Origin of the sequence: Streptomyces sp. NPDC097981 (assembly GCF_040302565.1) — a bacterium.
Taxonomy (GTDB): domain Bacteria; phylum Actinomycetota; class Actinomycetes; order Streptomycetales; family Streptomycetaceae; genus Streptomyces.
On the sequence record NZ_JBEORW010000148.1, the window covers coordinates 1 to 3,522 of the forward strand.

The following is a 3,522-nucleotide window of genomic DNA, read 5'->3' on the forward strand; positions in this document are numbered from 1 at the left end:
GTGGACTCGGGCTTCGCCGCGCCGTTCTTCCCGGCCGTCTCCTTGCCGGTCAGCCACGCGTGGAACCCCTCGTGGGCTCCGGCCGCCCCTCCGGGCATCCCGCGGCGTGCGGACGTACAGGGCCCGGGCCCCGGAGGACCTGTGGGCGTGCGGGCCGCATGGCCGCGGAGGTACGGGGGCAGCGCCGTGCGGCTACTGCTTGTGCGAGGCCCAGGCGTGCTGGATGACCAGGTCGGCCTTCAACTCGGCGAGCTGCTTCGCGACCGCCGAGGGGGCGGTGCCGCCGCGGCCGCTGCGCGAGGCGAGGGCGCCCGGCACGTTGAGCACGGAGCGCACCTCGGGGGTCAGGTGCTCCGAGATCTTCGCGAACTGCTCGTCCGTGAGCTCGTCCAGCTCGATCCCGAGCCCCTCGCACTCCTTCACGCACTCGCCGGCCACCTCGTGCGCCACCCGGAACGGCACGCCCTGCTTGACCAGCCACTCCGCGATGTCCGTGGCGAGGGAGAAGCCCGCCGGAGCCAGCTCCTCCATCCGCTCCCGGTTGACCGTGAGGGTGGCCATCATGCCGGTGAACGCCGGCAGCAGGACTTCGAGGGTGTCGCAGGAGTCGAAGACCGGCTCCTTGTCCTCCTGGAGGTCGCGGTTGTACGCGAGCGGGAGGGCCTTGAGGGTGGCCAGCAGGCCCGTCAGGTTGCCGATGAGCCGGCCCGACTTGCCGCGCGCCAGCTCCGCGATGTCGGGGTTCTTCTTCTGCGGCATGATCGACGACCCGGTGGAGAAGGCGTCGTGCAGGGTGACGAAGGAGAACTCCTTCGTGTTCCAGATGATGATCTCCTCCGCGATCCGGGACAGGTTGATCCCGATCATCGCGGTGATGAACGCGAACTCCGCGACGAAGTCGCGGGAGGCCGTGCCGTCGATCGAGTTGCCGACGGAGCCGCGCTCGAACCCCAGGTCGGCGGCGACCGCCTCCGGGTCCAGCCCCAGCGAGGAGCCGGCCAGCGCGCCCGAGCCGTACGGGGAGACGGCGGTCCGGGTGTCCCACTGGCGCAGCCGCTCCGCGTCCCGGGACAGCGACTGCACGTGGGCCAGCACGTGGTGCGCAAAGAGCACCGGCTGCGCGTGCTGGAGGTGGGTCCGGCCGGGCATGGCCACGTCGTGGTGGGTCTCGGCGAGGCCGACCAGTGCGTCCTGGAGGTCCGCGATCAGGCCGCCGACGATCCGTGCGTGGTCGCGCAGGTACATCCGGAAGAGGGTGGCCACCTGGTCGTTGCGGGACCGGCCGGCGCGCAGCTTGCCGCCGAGGTCGGCGCCGAGCCGCTCCAGCAGGCCCCGCTCCAGGGCGGTGTGCACGTCCTCGTCGGCGATGGTGCCGGTGAAGGATCCGTCGGCGACGTCGGCTTCGAGCCGGTCCAGGCCCGCGATCATGCGGTCGAGCTCGTCCGCCGTGAGCAGGCCCGCCTTGGCGAGGACCCTGGCGTGGGCGCGGGATCCGGCGATGTCGTACGGCGCGAGGCGCCAGTCGAAGTGGACCGACGCGGAGAGCTTCGCGAGGGCCTCGGCCGGGCCGTCGGCGAACCGGCCGCCCCAGAGCCGGACGTCACCACCGTTGTTGCTGCTCACAGCTACTGCTCCTCAAGACTGCACGTGCATGGCTTCGGATGTGAAACCGCCTCCCCGCCGCGGAGGAAACGGGGAGGCAGCCGGGTACTGCCGGTCGGTCAGGCGAGGTCGCGCCCCGCCGCGGTCTTCGACGAGAGGCCGAAGATCTCGATGAAACCCTGCGACTGGCATAACTATGCAGTGTTCCGTATGTTTCGTCAATCGCGTCGCCGTGTGATGGCTCTGACCTGCCCGAATATCGCAGGCGCGGGTCACGGGCAGCCGCCTACGATCAGCAGGCAAGACCGATCCCGGGGAGGGCACGTGCGGGACACACAGCAGGACGCGGCACAGGGGCGGGCCGCGGCGGCGGCGCTGCTGGGCGAGGACACCCGCCCCCTCGCCGGCATGCCCGTCCGGAACGGACCGGAAGCCTGGGTCGCCTTCGACAAGGAGGTGCGGCGCCTGCACTCCGCCTCTTCCGGGCCGCTCCGCGCCGGCCGGACCGAGGCGCGGCTGTGCGACCCCGACGGGCGGATACGCGCGTCCGCGCTCGCCGAGCGGCGTTGCCCGCCGCTGCAGCTCGTCCTGATCCGGTGCGCCGACTGGGTTCCGGCGGTACGGAGCCGTGCCCGGCGGGTGCTCGGCAGGGCCGTGGCCAAGGATCCCGTCCGCGCGCTGACCGAACTCACCCCGCTTGTCCTGCGGCTGGCCCGGCGCGAGCACGGGGCCTGGGCGCTGGAGCAGCTGGAGGCCGCCCTGACCGGCCGGTACTCCCTCCTGGCCGCGTGGTGGCGTCCCGGGCGGCCCTCGACGACGTGGAGCTGGAACTCGCTGACCGGCGAGCAGCGTGACGGCATCCTCGACTGCCTGCGCGGCAGGGCCGATCTGGCGACCCGGCGGTTCGCCGTCCGCCTCACCGTCGCCGCCGGGACCCTCGGCGTCCGGGAGCTCGCGCGGCAGGCCGCCGCGGAGCACGACCCGGTGACGAACGGGATGTGGACCGACGCCGCGCTCGCGGCGATGGCCTCCGACGGGCCGGACGACGAGGCGATCGACACCCTGCTCGGCGCAGGCTCCCCGACGGTCCGGGCCGCCGGGGTCACCGCCCTGCGCCGGGCCGGGCGGGCCGCGGAGGCCGCGGACCACCTGGCCGACCGGTCCGGCGCGGTCCGGGCCTGCGCCCGCTGGCTCCTGCGTCAGGACGGCGGCGACCCCTACGCGCACTACCGCGGGCTCGTCGCGGACCCGGAGCGCGTGAGCCCGTATGCGGTGACCGGCTTCGCCGAGTGCGCCCGCCGCACCGACACGCCGCTGCTGGCCGCCCTGCTGGTCCACCCCGTCGGCCTGGTACGGGCCGCCGCCCTGGCCGGGCTGCGCCACCTGCGCGCCGCCCCCGGCAACGCGGCCCTGCTCGCCCTGCTGGACGACCCGTCGGCATCGGTGGCCCGCGAGGCCGCGCTCTGCCTGCGCCCCGCTGCCCCGCAGCTGGACCCCGGCGCACTGGCCGCCCGCACCGGCCCGGAACACCCCCTGCACACCCGGCGGGCGGCTTTCCGGCTGCTCCGCGCCCAGGGCGGGATCGCCGCGCTGCGGGCCGCCGTGGTCCTGTCGGTGCACCCCGACCCGGGCCTGCGCCGGCCCGCGGCGGAGACGGTGTCCACCTGGAACTGGTCCGCCACCCTGGAGGCGAAGCAGGCGGACCGCGCGGAGCTCGGCGTGCTGCTGGGGGCGTCGGCGCATGTGCTGCGCCCCGAGGTCCGGCAGCTGTGGCGCCACCGCCTGGGGCTGAACGAGGAGGACCGCAGCACGGAACCGGACGCGCCGGACGCGCCGCATCCTGGACGACAAGGGCCAGAAGATCGGAAAGGGGATCGACTTCGTCGACTACTTCTCCTCCGGCCTCTCGCTCCTCGTCAA

2 protein-coding genes are annotated in these 3,522 nt (G+C 74.0%); one reads left to right on the forward strand and one right to left on the reverse strand.

Going from position 1 to position 3,522, the window contains the following annotated elements:
• Positions 1–192 precede the first annotated feature (192 nt).
• Positions 193–1,623, reverse strand: coding sequence for an argininosuccinate lyase (gene argH / locus ABTY04_RS40590; protein ID WP_352218450.1), 1,431 nt, complete (start codon positions 1,621–1,623; stop codon positions 193–195).
• 303 nt (positions 1,624–1,926) lie between these two features.
• Between argH and ABTY04_RS40595 the strand changes: the two genes are divergently transcribed.
• Positions 1,927–3,522: HEAT repeat domain-containing protein (locus ABTY04_RS40595; protein WP_352218451.1), on the forward strand; the 1,596-nt coding region annotated here is incomplete at its 3' end.